Annotated in this window: 14 protein-coding genes and 4 pseudogenes; 10 read left to right on the top strand and 8 right to left on the bottom strand. The window is 67.9% G+C overall.

What is annotated here, in order from left to right; all coding sequences use genetic code 11:
• The first annotated feature begins 35 nt into the window (after window positions 1–35).
• The 3 genes from AB0I83_RS27055 to AB0I83_RS27065 all read left to right on the top strand — a co-directional run bounded on the left by AB0I83_RS27055 (window position 36) and on the right by AB0I83_RS27065 (window position 2,082).
• Window positions 36–704 (top strand): DedA family protein, encoded by a 669-nt coding sequence (locus tag AB0I83_RS27055; protein WP_363306471.1) that lies wholly within the window; start codon window positions 36–38, stop codon window positions 702–704.
• Window positions 704–1,324, top strand: a complete 621-nt coding sequence (locus AB0I83_RS27060) for a phosphatase PAP2 family protein (RefSeq protein WP_363306472.1) — start codon at window positions 704–706, stop codon at window positions 1,322–1,324. The genes AB0I83_RS27055 and AB0I83_RS27060 overlap by 1 nt, the downstream gene beginning before the upstream one ends.
• A 434-nt stretch (window positions 1,325–1,758) precedes the next feature.
• Entirely contained in the window at window positions 1,759–2,082 is a 324-nt protein-coding gene (locus AB0I83_RS27065; protein WP_363306473.1) for a hypothetical protein, read from the top strand.
• A gap of 14 nt (window positions 2,083–2,096) precedes the next feature.
• Here the strand turns inward: AB0I83_RS27065 and AB0I83_RS27070 are convergent.
• Both AB0I83_RS27070 and AB0I83_RS27075 read right to left on the bottom strand, forming a co-directional pair.
• Window positions 2,097–2,351: pseudogene (locus AB0I83_RS27070) on the bottom strand (transposase); the annotation flags it as partial.
• Between the two features lie 23 nt (window positions 2,352–2,374).
• Window positions 2,375–3,145: pseudogene (locus AB0I83_RS27075) on the bottom strand (transposase); the annotation flags it as partial.
• Between the two features lie 99 nt (window positions 3,146–3,244).
• On the opposite strand from AB0I83_RS27075, the gene AB0I83_RS27080 reads away from it, so the two are divergent.
• The 4 genes and pseudogenes from AB0I83_RS27080 to AB0I83_RS27095 all read left to right on the top strand — a co-directional run bounded on the left by AB0I83_RS27080 (window position 3,245) and on the right by AB0I83_RS27095 (window position 5,713).
• Complete coding sequence (locus AB0I83_RS27080; protein ID WP_363306494.1) at window positions 3,245–3,691, top strand: DUF6192 family protein; 447 nt, start codon at window positions 3,245–3,247, stop codon at window positions 3,689–3,691.
• The gene (locus AB0I83_RS27085) at window positions 3,622–4,215 is read left to right on the top strand and encodes a DUF6192 family protein (protein WP_363306474.1); all 594 of its coding nucleotides are present in this window, start codon (window positions 3,622–3,624) and stop codon (window positions 4,213–4,215) included. Before AB0I83_RS27080 ends, AB0I83_RS27085 begins: the two co-directional genes overlap by 70 nt.
• A gap of 3 nt (window positions 4,216–4,218) precedes the next feature.
• Window positions 4,219–4,647 (top strand): RacP protein, encoded by a 429-nt coding sequence (locus AB0I83_RS27090; protein ID WP_363306475.1) that lies wholly within the window; start codon window positions 4,219–4,221, stop codon window positions 4,645–4,647.
• 59 nt (window positions 4,648–4,706) lie between these two features.
• A pseudogene (locus tag AB0I83_RS27095) lies at window positions 4,707–5,713 on the top strand (IS5 family transposase).
• A gap of 23 nt (window positions 5,714–5,736) precedes the next feature.
• Here AB0I83_RS27095 and AB0I83_RS27100 read toward each other — a convergent pair.
• From AB0I83_RS27100 to AB0I83_RS27115, 4 genes and pseudogenes are all read right to left on the bottom strand, one after another.
• Complete coding sequence (locus AB0I83_RS27100; RefSeq protein ID WP_030584741.1) at window positions 5,737–6,318, bottom strand: TetR/AcrR family transcriptional regulator; 582 nt, start codon at window positions 6,316–6,318, stop codon at window positions 5,737–5,739.
• A 62-nt stretch (window positions 6,319–6,380) separates the two neighbouring features.
• Window positions 6,381–7,097, bottom strand: a complete 717-nt coding sequence (locus tag AB0I83_RS27105) for an ABC transporter ATP-binding protein (RefSeq protein ID WP_030584744.1) — start codon at window positions 7,095–7,097, stop codon at window positions 6,381–6,383.
• Window positions 7,094–8,221, bottom strand: coding sequence for an ABC transporter permease (locus AB0I83_RS27110; RefSeq protein ID WP_363306476.1), 1,128 nt, complete (start codon window positions 8,219–8,221; stop codon window positions 7,094–7,096). Before AB0I83_RS27110 ends, AB0I83_RS27105 begins: the two co-directional genes overlap by 4 nt.
• 436 nt (window positions 8,222–8,657) lie before the next feature.
• Window positions 8,658–8,950 (bottom strand): annotated as a pseudogene (locus AB0I83_RS27115) (site-specific integrase); the annotation flags it as partial.
• Window positions 8,951–9,173: 223 nt separating this feature from the next.
• Here AB0I83_RS27115 and AB0I83_RS27120 point away from each other — a divergent pair.
• Window positions 9,174–10,073, top strand: a complete 900-nt coding sequence (locus AB0I83_RS27120; RefSeq protein WP_363306477.1) for an IS5 family transposase — start codon at window positions 9,174–9,176, stop codon at window positions 10,071–10,073.
• Here AB0I83_RS27120 and AB0I83_RS27125 read toward each other — a convergent pair.
• Both AB0I83_RS27125 and AB0I83_RS27130 read right to left on the bottom strand, forming a co-directional pair.
• Complete coding sequence (locus tag AB0I83_RS27125; RefSeq protein WP_363306478.1) at window positions 10,021–10,233, bottom strand: hypothetical protein; 213 nt, start codon at window positions 10,231–10,233, stop codon at window positions 10,021–10,023. The genes AB0I83_RS27120 and AB0I83_RS27125 overlap by 53 nt on opposite strands.
• Window positions 10,234–11,200: 967 nt before the next feature.
• On the bottom strand, window positions 11,201–11,500 hold the full coding sequence (locus AB0I83_RS27130) for a DUF1778 domain-containing protein (protein WP_363306479.1): 300 nt from the start codon (window positions 11,498–11,500) through the stop codon (window positions 11,201–11,203).
• A gap of 268 nt (window positions 11,501–11,768) precedes the next feature.
• On the opposite strand from AB0I83_RS27130, the gene AB0I83_RS27135 reads away from it, so the two are divergent.
• Together AB0I83_RS27135 and AB0I83_RS27140 are read left to right on the top strand one after the other, a co-directional pair.
• Window positions 11,769–13,490, top strand: coding sequence for a hypothetical protein (locus AB0I83_RS27135; protein WP_363306480.1), 1,722 nt, complete (start codon window positions 11,769–11,771; stop codon window positions 13,488–13,490).
• 437 nt (window positions 13,491–13,927) lie between these two features.
• Window positions 13,928–15,025, top strand: coding sequence for a hypothetical protein (locus tag AB0I83_RS27140; protein ID WP_363306481.1), 1,098 nt, complete (start codon window positions 13,928–13,930; stop codon window positions 15,023–15,025).
• The last annotated feature ends 25 nt before the right edge of the window (window positions 15,026–15,050 follow it).

Below are 15,050 nucleotides of genomic sequence, written 5' to 3' on the forward strand. Positions count from 1 at the left end.
GCCCCTGCCCGCATTCAGTGAAAGGCCACCCACCCATGGCCGTATCCGACCTTGCCGCAACTCCACTCGCGGTGAACCTCCTCGACGCCCAGTCGTTGCTGGCGACCTTCGGTGTCCTGGGCATCGCGGTCGTGATGTTCGCCGAGACCGGGCTGCTGGTCGGCTTCTTCCTGCCCGGCGACTCCCTGCTGTTCAGCGCGGGCCTGCTGTGCGCGGGCAGTGCGGACAAGGCTGCGACGCTGTCGCTGCCCTGGGTCCTGGCCGCCTCGGTTGCCGGAGCACTGGCCGGCGCGCACGTGGGATACCTCATCGGGCGCCGGGCGGGTGGAGCGGTCCTCTCCCGGAGCAGGAACAAGCGCCTGCACCAGGGTGCCGAACGCGCCGAGGAACTCCTGAAGCGCTACGGCCACGCCAAGGCGATCGTGCTGGCGCGCTTCGTCCCCGTGGTGCGCACGGTCCTGAACCCGCTCGCCGGAGCCCTGAACATCCCCGCCCGGACCTTCACCCTCTGGCAGGCCGTCGGCGGCCTGTTCTGGACGGCGGGCCTGGTGCTCGGCGGATACGCCCTCGGCTCCTCCATCCCCGACGTCGACCACTACCTGCTGCCGATCATCGCCCTGATCGTGGTCGTGTCCCTGCTGCCACTGGCAGTCGAACTGCTCCGCTCCCGTCGGGCCACCAAGCACAGGACCGAGGCCCACTGATGAATCTCGCGTACGACGGCTCGGCCATCGACGGCCCCGCCTACCTCGACATCGTCAGCCTCGCCCACCGGGCGCCCGGCTGGCTCGACAGTCTGATCACCGACTGGTCGTCCTACGGACTGGCGGTGTTCGCAGTGCTGATGTTCCTCGCCTGGTGGCAGACCCGCCGCGCGGAGGCCCCGGGAGCGGTCACCGCACTGGCCGTCCCACTGGTCACCCTTCTCGCCTTCGGCGTCGACTCCCTTCTGAAACTGACCGTCCACGAGGACCGGCCCTGCCGGCAGTTCCACACGGTCACCCTCGAGGCGTGTCCAGCGCCCGGCGACTGGTCCTTCCCCAGCAACCACGCCGCCCTCGCCGCCGCAGCAGCCGTCGCGCTGCTTCTCGTATCGCGTCGGCTGGGCCTCATCGCCCTGACCGCGGCGGTCCTGATGGGAGCATCCAGGGTGTGGGTGGGCGTGCATTACCCGCACGACGTGCTGATCGGATTCGTCGTCGGCGCCCTCGTCGCGCTCCTTGCCACCCGGACCGTGCGGCGCAAGGAGAGCTCGCTCGCCACCCGGCTGAAGGAAGGCCCGCTGCGCCCACTGCTGACCGCGGCACCGCCGGACAGCGTCTGAGCACTGCCGCCGCACTCGCGCCCTGTCCCGGCATCGGCCGGGCGCTCCCGGTCCGGTCCGGTCCGCGATCAGCATCGCTGATCTTCCGACCTCGGCCACCGATCGCCGACTGGGTGACATCGTCCGCTCCGCAGCGCGGTCGGATGTCTCGGCTGGGCGTGGCGAACCACCGACCGCCGTCAGCGCCGTGCCGGTTGGGGAAGTGGGGTCGTCAGCGCTAGCCGGACGCGTCGGCGGCCTTGCTCGCTCGACCTCGACCAGGCACTGTCCGGCGGATCTTGACGGGTCGGCGCGTATACGGCAGTGCTGAAGCGCGGAGACTGCCTGGTACCGGCATGGTCCGGCACCACCAGGTGCTGCAACCATGTGGGCATCTTCGGGCCGGGCTGTAACTCGCGTTTCTGGCCTGTTAGCGGTCGGAGCGGAGCGACACCATGGCATGGGTAGTAGGGGCAGGCGGGTTCTTGGGGCTGCTGGCGATCGCCGTGGGAATCGTGACACTGCGGGCGGGGTGGATCCTGCCCACGGCGCGTCGCCACGTCACCAGGCCGAGGCTCCACGGCCTCGGTGCCCTGCTCACGGGCGCGTCCGCGCTTCTGCAGAGCCTCCTCTACTTTGGAATCTTGCCGAGCGTTTCCTGGGATGTCCGTTTCTTCGGCGGAAACGCCTTCCTGTTCGCGGGGCTCCTCCTCATCGCTCTCAGCCAACTGCTGCCGCTCCGCCGAAACCGGGACTACGCCGACCCCTCAGGCGCCTGAAGGATGTCGACGGATCACGGCCGAAGCCACAAGCGGATCGCGGCGGTGGCGACGGTGCCGTGGAAGACGTAGACCCGCTTGTCGTAGCGGATGGCGACGACCCGGGAGTTCTTGAGCCTGTTGATCGTCCGCTCGACTTCATTGCGGCGTCTGTAGATCTCGTTGTCGAAGCCGGTGGGTCGGCGCCCTCGCTGCCGCGGCGTTGTCGTTTGGCCCGCTGGTCCTTCGGCTCGGGGATGGTGTTCGATCCGGCGTCTTCGAACGTGCCGCCGATTCCGACGCTAGTGCCGCGTCAGGCAACGTTTGCCCTGTCGACGACGGCTTGTAGGTGCTGGTCGTCGGCATGGCGGTTTCGCCAGATGATGTAGCGGCGGATCATGCTGCCCTGTTCCTTGTGGCCGGCGTGGTCCGTGCCGTCCAGGGTGAAGTAGCGCAGGGCCGTGAACTGGGCCTCGATGCGGTTGAGCCAGGAGCTGTTGGTCGGTGTGTAGGCGATCTCGACGTTGTTCGCGGCAGCCCAGATGCCGACCCGTTGACACCTCTTCGTGGTCAGGTGCGGGGAGAAGTTGTCGGCCACGATCGCGATCCTGACGTCGGCCGGGTAGAGGCTGCGCAGGTAGCGGCAGAACTCCAGGAACTGGGTGCGCCGCTTGACCGGTTTGATGTGGCTGTAGAGCTTGTCCTTGGACAGATCCAGAGCGGCGAACAGGTGCCGTACCCCGCCGTAACGGTTGTAGGTCGCTCGCCGCCGCCGGCGCGGTTCGCGATCGGGATCCTTGCGCTTGCCGCCGTGCTCGGCCCACTGCCGACCCGGGTGGGGCATCAGGTTGAGCGGCCCGAACTCGTCCATGCAGAAGATGACTTCGGGTTCGTCTTCCTCAGGTATGACCTCGCCGTCGGCGATCGCGTACAGGTGCTCGACCCGCGCTTTCTTGGCCGCGTAGTCCGGATCGCGTGAGGTCTTCCAGGTCTTCAGGCGTTGAAAGGAGACGCCCTCCTCGCGGAGCAGGATGCGCAGGCCCTCGTGGCTGATGTCGTCGACCACCCCCTCGGCGATCAGGAAGCCCGTTATGCGGAGATCGTGGCTGAACTGCGGAAGCTGGTGGAGACTGCCACCCGCATCCAGTTCACGATCGGTGACTATGCCCTCGAAGTCGAGCCGATGCGCGAGGCCGGCGGCCAGGAACGGACCGACGGCCTGTTCACGGTCAAAGATTCACTGTTCCGGCTTGCCGAGGACATCGGCGTCTCCTGCAAGTCACTGTCGGGCAACCGCTGGACCGCCTCGAAGTGGCCGAAGGACCGCCGGGTCGCTGGGGTGTCCTTCACCGTCCACCGCATCTTCGCCGGCATCACCGACGAGGAGGAGCGGTTCGCGACGATCCTGACCCCGCCGAAGGGTAAGTCCCGGTGGACTCCGGACGAGGCCAACCGACGGGCAGGCCGTCAGGTCGTCAAGCCGGTCACCCTGCAGGAGAAGGTCTCGCGATCCACAGCCTGGCGGCTGATGAGGAGGTCGCAGCCACCGTCACCGGCGACTTGCTGCGGCGGCCGACCGTGGTCGCCCAGGTCAGGAAGGAGGACAAGGTCCGGGCTGTTGGCGAACTGACCCGCGACGAGGGTGTCGCCGCGACGGTGACCGGCGACCTGTTGCGGCGCCCGGCGGTGGTCGCCCAGGTCAAGCAGGCCGACCGCGTCCGGGTGGTCGAGGAACTCACCTTGGACGAACAGGTCGCGGCCGAGGTCACCACCGGCCTGCTCCGCAGGCCCGACGTCGCGTTCAAGGCGATGTCGGACGACACCGCCCGCCACCAGGTCAACCACGCCCAGGTCGAGCGCGGCCGCCAGGCCCGCGAGCACTTCGAGGACACCAGCCCCGCCGCCGAGACGGTCCGCAACATCGACCGGTCGGTCGAGTTCCTCGACCTGGTCACCGCCTGCCACGCGTTCGTCGCCGCCTCGGGACGGGTTGTCCCCGGCCTGCGAGACCGCCAGCTCAGCAACGACGAGAAGGTCCTGGTCCACGAGAACGTCGCCCGCGTCCGGGCCACGCTCGACTGGATCGAGATCGCGGTCGACACCGGCAAGGTCGACGTCGACGGCGAGCTGGCCCGCCTGCTGCAAGGTGAATAGCCAATGCCCCGTGCTTCCGCGCGCAGACCACCGGCCGCCCAGCGCCATGCTGACAGCATCCGCTTCGTCCTCTTCGAGGCCCGCCCCGCCGGACTGACCTTCGCCCAGCTGGTCAGATCCAGCGAACTCTCCCCCCACCAGGCCCGGTCCGGGCTGGCCTGCCTGCGCGACATCATCGCCGAGCAGGGCTGGCCGCCCCTGATCTGGACCAGCGCCGACGGTTACCAGTTCTGCTCCGACACCACCGAGCTCCAGGCATACGAGGTCGCGGTCATCCGCGCCAAGCTCACCGAGATCCGCCGGTTCATCACCGGCGTCGTCATCCCCCACGCCACCCTCCAGCCGAAAGGACGGTGGATCAAACACCTCAACACCCAGCTCAGCAGCGTCGAATCGACGCTCGACGTCATCGCTGACTACATCGACGCCTGACCGGTGGTCCTGGCCGCGAAGCGGCCAGGACCACCCCATCGCCCACTGGAGGGGCCACGTTGCCGCGCAGACGGTGCTACCCCTCCGACACCTTCGACGACGAGTGGGCGCTGATCGAACCGCTGCTGCCTGTCCCGGCCTGCGACACCCCCACCGGCGGCCGGCCGGAGAAGCTCCCGCGGCGCGAGATCGTCGACGCGATCCGCTATGTCGTGGACACCGGCTGCAAATGGCGAGCCCTCCCGCGCGACTTCCCACCCTGGCGCACGTGTTACGGGTTCATGGCCCGATGGGCGGCCGCTGGCGTCGTCGGACAGATCCGTGACCAGCTCCGCAAGCGCATCCGCCGCGACCTCGGCCGGTCGCCCGGAGCGGTCGCGACCGTGATCGACTCCCAGTCGGTCAAGGCCGCCGAGACCGTCGGCCGTGACTCCCGTGGCTATGACGGCGCGAAGAAAATCAACGGACGCAAGCGCCACCTCGTGGTCGACACCAAGGGTCTGCCGCTGTTCGTCATGGTCACCCCGGCCGACATGACCGACCGCGACGCCGCGAAGGAAGTCCTCTTCCGCCTGCGGCTGATGCACCCTGAGATCACGATCGCCTGGGCCGACTCGGGCTATGCCGGACAGCTCGTGACCTGGGCCAAGAAGTATCTCGGACTCACGCTGAAAACGGTGAGCCGGCCGAAGAACACCCCTGGGTTCGTGATCCTGCCCCGCCGCTGGGTCGTCGAGCGGTCCCTCGCCTGGATCATGCACGCGCGCCGCCACGCGAGAGACTACGAGCGGTTGATTCAGCATTCGGAATCGCTGATCACTTGGGCCGCAATCACGCTTATGACCAGGCGAATCACCCGCCGGTCATCCCGCCGCGGCGGCCAACCCGACTCCCGCGAAGCCCACCGGGACTGATCCAGACGGCGTTGCCGGTCAGCAACGCCACCCTCACTCGTCCAACGACTGGCTCTTCGACCACATTCTCACGCAGGCCCGGCTCACCGCGGGCGAACCGGACATCCAGTTGCCCGCCGCCCGGGCCTCACCTGATCCTGTTCGAATCCTAACCTGCGAGGAACACGCCGGACCTTTAAGCACAGGCGCTGAGGCAGCGGCGTACGAGGGTGAGGGTGCGCTGTGTGACCGTATCGAGGGGGGTGCCGTTCTCGACGGCGGCCAGGGCGGTGTGCAGCATTCCGGCGATGAGGTCGGCCGTGAGCGCGGGCTCAGGAGCGCCAAGCTCCCGGACGGCGGCGCGGAACGGTTCGACCTGGTCCAGGTGGAGTTCCATCAGCCTCTGCTGGCAGGCGGGAGGAAGGCCGGCGTTCATGAGGGCGACGGCGGGCCGGTGTGCGCCTTCGGCGCCCAGGCGGAGGCTTTCCCCGAAGAACGCCTCGACGCGTTCCAGTGGGCCTTTCGCAGTGGCCATGGCGCGGGTGAGTGCCTCGTTGGAGCGTCGGAAGGCTTCCTCCGTGATGGTGGCCAGGAGGGCTGGCGAGGAGTCGAAGTACTGGTAGACGCTGGAGCGGGCCAGGCCCGCGCGGGCGCCGACCGCCGCCGGTGTGACGGCGGCGGCGCCCTCGTTGACCAGGATGTCGATCGCCGCCCCGATCAGCGCCTCGCGTTGCTGGGCGCGGTGCTCGGCGACGGTGGAGGCGTTGATCTTCGGCATGGGGGGCGGGCTCCTGTAAGGGTGGACAGGGCCGGGAATGCGGCGCCGGTTGGCGGCCCCCGTCAGGACAGGCGGCCGTCGACCATCTCGTACACCCGGTCGGCAGCGTCCATTATCGCCGTGTCGTGGGTGACCATGACCGTGGCCGTGCCGCGCTCGTGGGTCTGCTCGGCGATCAGCCGCACCGCCTCGGCGGACCGTACCCGGTCCAGTGCCGAGGTGGGTTCGTCCACCAGCAGGACGGCGGGGGAGGTCATCAGGGCGCGGGCCAGGCCCGCGCGCTGGCGCTCGCCGCCCGACAGCTGATGCGGACGGGAGCCGGCGCGGTGGGTCAGTCCGACGGCTTCGATGAGTTCGTCTGCACGGGCCCGGGCAGTGGTGTCGAGGCGTCCGTCGATGTGCAGGGGCAGCAGGAGCTGTTCCCTCACAGTGAGGGAGGCCAGCAGGTTCGACTGCTGGAAGACGAAGCCGATGTGGCGGCGGCGGGCGGCGGTGCGTTCCTTGTCCGAAAGGGCGGTCAGCTCGGTGCCGGCGATGTGCACGGTGCCCGAGGTGGGCCGCTGGAGGCCGCCGGCGACGGCGAGGAGGCTGGACTTGCCGGATCCGGAGGGGCCGACGACAGCGACGAACTCGCCGGGGGCAACGGTCAGGCCGACGTGGTCGAGGGCGGTGACGGCGGTATCGCCGTCGCCGAGGGTGAGGGTGACGTCGTCCAGGCGCAGCCCGCCGGAGCGGTCGGTGTCCGCGGCGGCCTGGTGGTCGGGGGCGGGTGTGGTCATCGGGTGGCTCCCAGAGCGATCAGGGGGTCGACGGCGGTGATGCGGCGGACAGCGACGCCAGCGCCCACGGTCCCGAGGACGATGAGGAGGCCGGAGGAGGTGGCGATGGCCGGTGCGGAGAGGGAGAAGGGGGCCTTGCCGATCATCGCGCTGCCCAGGGCCAGGCCGACGGCGGTGCCGAGGGCCGTGGCTGCGACGAGCACGGCGACGACCTGGGTGAGCGCGTCGCGCAGGATGTACCCGGTCGGGGCGCCCAGTGCCTTCATCAGGGCAATCTCGGGCTTGCGCTGGACGGTCCAGACGGTGAAGAACGCGCCGACGACCAGGGCGGAGATGACGTACAGGAACCCCTTGATCAGGGCCATGGTGCTCGACTCGGCCTCGTAGCCGGGGGACGCGTTGAACGTGGCCTCCTTGGTCTCGGCGAGGGTTCCGGTTGCCTTTTCGACCACGGCGACGTCGGCGCCCGGCTTCAGGGTCAGGGCGACGGCGGTGGCCTGGCGGCTCGCGGCATCGGGCAGGTCGCCGGGCAGGCCGTAGTGCAGATGCCGCCACGTGTCGAGGTCTGTGTAGACGACGCCGATGTGGCCATAGGAGACGGTCTCGTCGACCAGTCCCACGACCTTCAGCCGCACCTCGCTCTTGTCCGCGGTCAGCACGTCGCCGATCTCCACGCCCAGGGCGGCGGTCTCCTGGGTGATCACGATGCCTGCACTGCCCTCCTTCAGGCCCTTACCCATGCTGGGGCTGGGCGCCAGAGGGGAGTCCGGTGTCATGCCGAAGACGGCGAGATTGACCTGCTCCCCCTTCTTGGCGCCCTGGGTCACCTGGGCATTGGCCAGGGTGTTCCCGAACGGCTCCGCGCGCTCCACGCCCGGAGCCCTGGACCATGTCTGCCAGTCCTCCTGCTCCACGGTCGAGCGGGAGAACTGCTCGCTGGTCGCCTTCTCGTCGAAGGCCAGGTGGGTTACGGGCAGCGCGCGCAGGCCGGATATGCCGGCGTCCGCCAGACCGGAGGCAAGCCCGGACAGGAGGACACCGAGTACGGCGATGAGCGCGACCACCGCGCCCATCAGGGCGAAGCGACCGCGGGCGAAGCGCAGATCGCGTAGGGCAAGGAACACGGAGCTCTCCGAGCGATGAAGGGAATGAGGACACGACAGACTGGCCACGTCGCCGCTTTACCTAAACTTGACGACGCAGCTGTCGGCATCTTATCGGATGTTGCCGACGCGCCCGTCGGCATGTTGTGTCGCGTACGTCGGCCGGATCCTCCCCACCCGACCACCCCTGTGCGGGTGTGGCCTGACTTCGCCTGGGGTTTGTACCGGGTCCGCCGACCGGCCGGATCGCTCACAAGGCCCGGTCACCGAGCTGTTGATCATGACGTCGGAGCGGGCTGAGAAAGCCGCCGTCACGGCCCGGGAATCGGCGGATCGCCGTCGCGGAGAGTTCCTTCTCGCCGGACCGCGGCGTCAAGAGAACAGCACCGACGCCGCCTCGTGCAGTCGGCGCCTGACCAGTCCGCGGGCATGCTGCGGGTGAGGTCCTGCTCAGCGGTCAGCGACGGCTGCCGGCGGGAGCGAGCAGACTGGTGAGCTCGGCGATTGCCTCTGGGGGCGGCTTGAATAGCGCCGGACGTTCTCCGGTTCGCCATCAGCATCAGTAACGACGCGCCCTGCTCGCCGAGGTGGGTCAGGGAGGAGTGGCGGCACTCGCGCAGAACCCAGCGCGTTCCAGGTCCACGTACGGCGGTGTGCTCGTCCAGCAGGGCGCGGGCCTGCCCGTACGACAGCCGGGCGAACCCGGTGTCCGGGTCGGGCATCGCGCGGGCTGGCAACCTTGCCTGGCCCCAGCCGCCCACCAGGGCGGACGGAGGCTCAGTGCACGATCTGACGCCGATGTTCCTCAGAAGCCGTTGTCGTACCGATCATGGAACGTGCGGATCGAACAGGGTTCCTGGTCGGGTGATCTTCCCCGATCGCGTGCATGAGGACGGGGTCTCCTGTGTAGCTCGGTGATGCGAATCGATCCGCGCTGCGCCAGGAGGCCCCGTTGTCGTTGTTGTACGCCCCCGTGCCCGCCCATTTCAACTCGGCCGTCGTGTCGTGCGATTGCCTCGCGCACGTGTACGGCAACGCGGCCGATCATCCCGACCGGGCACGGCAGTACCCGTCGGACATGACGGACGCAGAATGGGCGGCGGTCCGGCCCTTGCTGCCCAACCCGGCCTGGCTGGAGGGCCGTGGCGGGCAGCCCGAAGGGTACTGCCACCGTCAGATGCTGGACGCGATCCGCTACCTGGTGTCGGGCGGGATCGCCTGGCGGTCGATGCCCGTGGACTTCCCCGCCTGGGACCGCGTCTACGCATTCTTCCGCCGCTGGCTGCACACGGGGCTAATCACCGAGTTTCACGACCGGCTGCGCGGACGGGTGCGCGAGCACGAAGGGCACGAGGCCGAGCCGACGGCCGGGATCATCGACGCGCAGTCGGTGAAGGGGGCCGCTTTGGTGCCCGCCGCCTCACGCGGCTACGACGGCGGCAAACAGATCAACGGCCGCAAGCGCCACATCATTACCGACTGTCTCGGTCTGCTCCTGGTCGTCGCGGTCACCGCCGCGAACGTCGGCGACCGCGAGGCGGCCGTGCCCTTGCGGACACGGCTGCGGAACCTGCACCGGGACATCTGCCTCGTCTGGGCCGACGGCGGCTACACCGGCCCACTCGTCGACTGGTGCGTCAAGAAACTCGCCTTCACCCGCGAAGTCGTCAAACGCACCGACGACATGGAGGGGTTGGTGGTGCTTCCGAGACGCTGGGTGGTGGAGCGAACCCTGAGCTGGTTGATGCACTCGCGGCGTTTGTGCCGCGACTACGAGACCCTGACCGCGACCAGCGAGGCGATGATCCTGTTCTCGATGATCACGCGGATGAGCCGCCGACTGGCCCGGCCACGAGCCGACGGCCGGCGCTGAACGCCCCCGACGCCTCCTGGAGCAACCACCCGCGCTCGGCCAGGCGCTTGGCCTTCGACCGCACCCCTTCGACCTTCGCCGCGACCGCATTGTCGATGCCCAGCGCCGCCGCGATGCCCTTGGCCCGCACCGGCTCGTGGCCCGGCCGGTCCTGCAGCACGTTCAGGATCCGCTGGTTGTTGTGAAGTGCTGTTTAAGTGTCAGTGGCTGAATGTCATTTTGCTGGCAGCGCTGGAACCTGAGGTTGCTCATCTGGCCTGGTGTAACTACCCGCGACCTACTGGCATCCAGTGGCACTTAGTGCTGGCAGTGAATGGCATCAGACCAGGACAGCTTCGTGGCACTTCCTACAGGGTGTTTTGAGGCTTGATCCCGACGGGGGCCTTGGGCGGCATCATCGCGACCAGAGCATGCGGGCCAGCCCGACCGGGCTGGCCGTCCGTACGCTGCTGATCGGTGGCGGCGGGACCAGTCCGACGCCGGAAAAAGTAGCAAACCTCGCAGGGTCGAGGGCGACCGGGTCAAACCGCGCCGGAGCTGGCTCACCTGGTGCCCCTTCGCAGTACCACCACCAGCCGACCCCGCTGCTTCCCGGCGGGGCGGCCGGACGGCTCCCGCCGCTCTGGGACGGCCGCGTTTGTGCGGGTGTTCGCGAAGGGCAGCCGTCCTTCTGGAGGCTGACAGTTCGTATGACGTGCAGCCGAACTGGCTGCCATCATCGGCCGATGGAGTACTTCACCCTCACCGCAAAACCAACGGGCCAGGACGTTCACGCCATGGACGCCGCCCTGCGTCGGGCCTGGAACGCGTGCGCCGGGGTGGCATGCCCCAAGTGCCATGTCCCGTCCTGGCAGTACTGCCGCAACTGGAGCCGGGGTGCCTGGTTTGTAACCCGATTCCACCGGCCCCGACAAGATGCAGCAGGTGCGCCCGAGGTTCTGGCTCCGCTGGGGATCCGCGGGCTCAGCTGGGCAAAGGGCACGGGCGCCTTCAGGTGGGACGACCGGCGCGTCCCGGAGGCATGACGTAGAGCGGACCGTAGTCGTGAACCTGCGGATCACGTGGCAGCAACTGCGCGCCGTGCAGCGGGAGAGGCAACTCAAGCAGGCGAAGCGGTTCGCCCTGCGTCACGCTGTGTGACCCCGCTTCTGCTGCTCCTCAAGACCACGCCGCGCCTCCAGCTCCGCAGCACGCTGCTCCGCGCCGGGATCGGCCGCGCCGGCCCCCTCCGCAAAGGCCCCGCCGCTGCAGGACATCGACTCGGCGAACGCCCCGAGGAAGCGATCTTGCACGGCAGTGGCACGAGCGTAGGCGGCGGACAGGATGTACTCCTGCAAGGTGCCCCCTTCCTGCTTCGCGGCAGCCTCGATCGCGGCGCGCTGGTCTGGATTGGGAAAACGTAGGTTCATGGCTTTGGTAGGCGACATGACAGCGACGGTCCCGCCGCCGTTACCGCAGATCGGGCCAGAGGCCAAGCGAGGGCAACTCGGAAAAGCGCATCGGAGCCGAACGGCCCCTCGGGCCGGGCGGCGGAACCCGAACCCGGCATCAGCCATGCTTCATTGCTTTGATCGTCATGGACGGGTCGGTCGGACCGCCCAGTGAGGCAGCGACTGGGGCGTTCGGGAGGGCGACGACGAAAACCAGTGCGGAGCAGGTGCGACGCTGTCGATACTGGTCTTCCAGGAGGTCCAGATGGGAATCGACCCGACCGTGTTTGCCTGCATCGACGAGACATCTGCTGAGTTCGCTTCTCTGCAGGAGCTGCTGCAGCGCTGGATCGAGCGTGTCAACGCAGAGGCATGGCACGGTCAGGCGGCAGCTGAAGCTGACGCGCTATGTGTTGCCCTGTGTTTCCACTACACGGAACGCGGAGCGCTCGCTGGCAGCTACATCGGCCATGATGCCGACCAGTGGCCAGCGAACCCCCAGCATGTCGCGGACAGTGCCGTGGAGATCTGGTCCGGGTATGCGGATGCTGTGGGCCATCCCATGCTGCGCGCCCGGCTGCATCACCTGGTGTGGGAGGCGCGCAAGCGTTACCCACATGCCCGGAAGGCGATTGAGGACTACACGGAAGCCGTACCCCGGCTTCTGGGCATGACCGACCGCTCTGCGGGACGCTGCCGGGCCAGTGACTGCCTGCGCTTCGCGCACGACCTTGCTGTGCGGCTGAGTGTGCGAGACCTCGAGGCCGCTGCCAAGCAGACCATGATCAGCTTTGTTCGTGACCTTCTGGACGACCCCCAGGCAGCGGCGCCGGGCCTGGTACTGGAGATTTTGAGGAAGCTGGTCAGCCGCCAGGCATCAGACGCCGCTGTGCAGGCACTCCTTAGCCGAGCTACCGGCGTACACAGTCAGAATGTTCCGGTCGTCGTCGAACTGCTGCAACTGCGTATCGCAGGGGCGCAAGACCAGCTAGAACGGACGGCACTGCAGCGGCTGATCGTTGAAGCGTTGCTCACCGACGCAGAGCGGTTCTCGGGTTTTGTTCGGGTGGACCGGCTCAACGCTGCAGCCATCGCAGCACGTGACTTCGGCCTAGAGGACCTGTTCGACGACGCTCGAGTACGGATGCAGGCGATCACGCCGGACCAACTCGGCATGGAGCGCTTCCACTTCGAGTTCCCTCTGCGGCGAGCCGAGATCGAGGACTTCTCCCAGAAGGTTCTTGGCCGGGCGCAGACCCTCGGGCAGGCCTTCAGCGCACTGGCCAGCCTGCCGGCACCATCTGGAACGCGAGAGGCTGCCCAGGAACACGCAAGGAGACTGGCATCCGAGGGCCTGCTGTCCTCCTTTATCCCCAGTATCCGGATTAACGCCGCCGGCCCCGTCCCCGTGGCCGAGGCCAGAGTGCGCACAGCGGCGGACGACGAGAACGAGTGGCACGTCACCGCAATTATGATCACCTCGGTCTACGTGCACCACCTCCTGGAGACGACGGGAGATCGATTTGACCCGACCGCCGCTCAACTTGCCCAGCTGTTCACGGCCGACCCCATCATCACGGGAATCCGCGCCGCCAAGCTCGCGCACGCGTTCCGCTACTACTGGAACGGGGAGTACGACGCAGCCCTCGCGATTGCCCTGCCCCGGATCGAAGGAATACTCCGGGAGACTCTGCGCTATCACCACATTCCGATCGTCCAGCCGCCACAGGGCGACAGCCGCGGCAGAGTGACCCTCCTGACCACGCTCATCGACCGGGCGACGGACGTCGGCATGCACGCCGATTGGCAGGCCTTTCTTCGTCTCCTGCTCGTCGACAGTGACGGAGGACTTAACCTCCGCAACAGCGAGCTCCACGATCTGTCTGACACGGAGACGGCCCCTGAGACGGTGGCACTGGTGCTTCTGGCCGCGCTCCACGTGACAGCACACGCTCACCAGGTGGCTGCACCTGCCTCCGGGTTCTGAGGCGAGCGGCGGTGACGCCGATGCTGTCGTGGGTGGCGGCGCTTCAGGCCGCGGTGAGGCAAGCGGGAACCATGCCCCTCGTACTCCGCTGACGGGAACACTGCACCCAACCCACCGAGCCGTGCCCCGACAGCGGAGGAGGGCGCCGCAGCATGGCTGCGGGATGTTGCGGGCCAGCTATGCCGCAGCCGACGAGGATGTCCCAGCTTCACCGCGGCGGCCTCGCCGCCGCCCCGCTTCGGCGGCACGTTCGCCGTCCGGCTGCACGTGCCTTTCGAGGCTCTGCGCTGGTCTGCGGAGCCAAAACCTGATGTGTCCCGGCACCGACTGGTGACACGATGCCGTGAACACCTGGGCGCCCCCGGCCGACACCATGCCGGAAACTGCGCCGTACGACAGGAGGCGACACCCGCCACCAGCATCCGGAGAAGACAACCGTGACGACAGCAACCCCCGGTAACGACATCGCCCTGGCACTGATCGCGCAGGACATCATGTTCCTCCGACGCTTCGCCCACAGCGTCGCGGCCGCCTCGGACCAGGCCGTCATCCCGATCTTCTGCATGCACAACTACATGTGCCTGGTAATCCACGAGTCGTACCAGACGCTTCGCCATATCGCTCCCGAGGCTGCGGACGCCCTTGCCTATGGCTGCGCGCCCGCCATCGAGCGGGCTCGGCACTCGGTCAAGCTCTACGACGACAAGTACAAGGAACTGGACGATGTCGGCGCCGACTTCCGGCGCATCATCGACGAACACCGCCAGGAGTTCCTCGACAACACCTGGCTGCCGTCGGCCCGGCCGCTGGAGAGGGATCTCGTCCTGTGGCGATTCCGTGGCAGGCTCGTCTCGACGTCTCACACAGCCAGTTTCTTTCTCGGCTTTCCCCCGCAGGCGTTCAAGGACGAGGACGCGCTCGGTCCCAGGCTGTACGCCATCGCCGTCGAACAGGGCGGTTACATCGCTGCGGCGGCAGAGGGTCTGCCCTGGCAGGGGCCGACCGCCCTCGACGTCATGCAGAAAACGGACCTGACCGAGAACGAGGTGCGTGCCGAGGAGCACTACCGGCGAAGCTTCGATCCCGCCCTCCCAGAGGAAATCAAGGCATCCCTGACGGCCATAACCTGCGCGCTGAACACTGTTGACGTACTCCTCGCCGACGACATCTCCTCATCCTCGGCGACAACGCTGTTCAAGCTGCGCTACACCACCCTTCACCACGTCCTATCCAGCCTTCGCAAGCTCGACGACCAGTATGGAGCCGGGCTCCGCCTGCCGGACCGCGCCCTGCTGAAGGACATCCTCGAGGCCCCGATGAGCAACCTGATCCTTCAGGCTCACAGAGGGTTCAGGAATACTCTGGTCCACTACCGGCCCCCACGGGACGTGCAGGAACGACTGTCCCTTGACGCACCGCTCTACGGCCTCCTGGACGCCTACTTCCCAGCAGACGAAGCACGATCGCTCGGTGACGCCCTCGCGCTCCACACCGCTCACCTCGCGGAGCGTATGAGCGCCTGGTGCGACAACTGAAGTCTGCAGCATTCACGGTGCGCCG

This window comes from Streptomyces sp. NPDC049970 (genome assembly GCF_040660235.1).
In the GTDB taxonomy this organism is placed as follows: Bacteria; Actinomycetota; Actinomycetes; order Streptomycetales; family Streptomycetaceae; genus Streptomyces.